The sequence below is a fragment of the Akkermansia sp. GGCC_0220 genome, assembly GCF_017566105.1.
Classification (GTDB): Bacteria; Verrucomicrobiota; Verrucomicrobiia; order Verrucomicrobiales; family Akkermansiaceae; genus Akkermansia; species Akkermansia massiliensis.
In genome coordinates, this window is record NZ_JABFCI010000267.1 from 1 (window position 1) to 208 (window position 208).

Below are 208 nucleotides of genomic sequence, written 5' to 3' on the forward strand. Positions count from 1 at the left end.
TCTGTTCTTCAACACTTTTGACTGACTTGTATTCTGCAAACGCTTTTGTCTTCCGGTGGCTACTATCTATCCATTTCTCGAAATCCTCCAAGTTTACGGCAGTTACCACTGTCTTGTGATTATTTGCCCAGTCGCTGTCATAATTCGCGAAGTAAGCTGCCTCGGCATCGTCAGTCTCATTGAAACCAAGCATTACCTTATGCTCATC

General features: G+C 43.8%; 1 protein-coding gene. It reads right to left on the minus strand.

Translation table 11 applies throughout. From position 1 onward, the window contains the following. Positions 1 to 193 (minus strand): hypothetical protein (locus HJW02_RS13735; protein ID WP_243760043.1); only part of this gene is annotated, 193 nt, incomplete at its 3' end. Positions 194 to 208 lie beyond the last annotated feature (15 nt).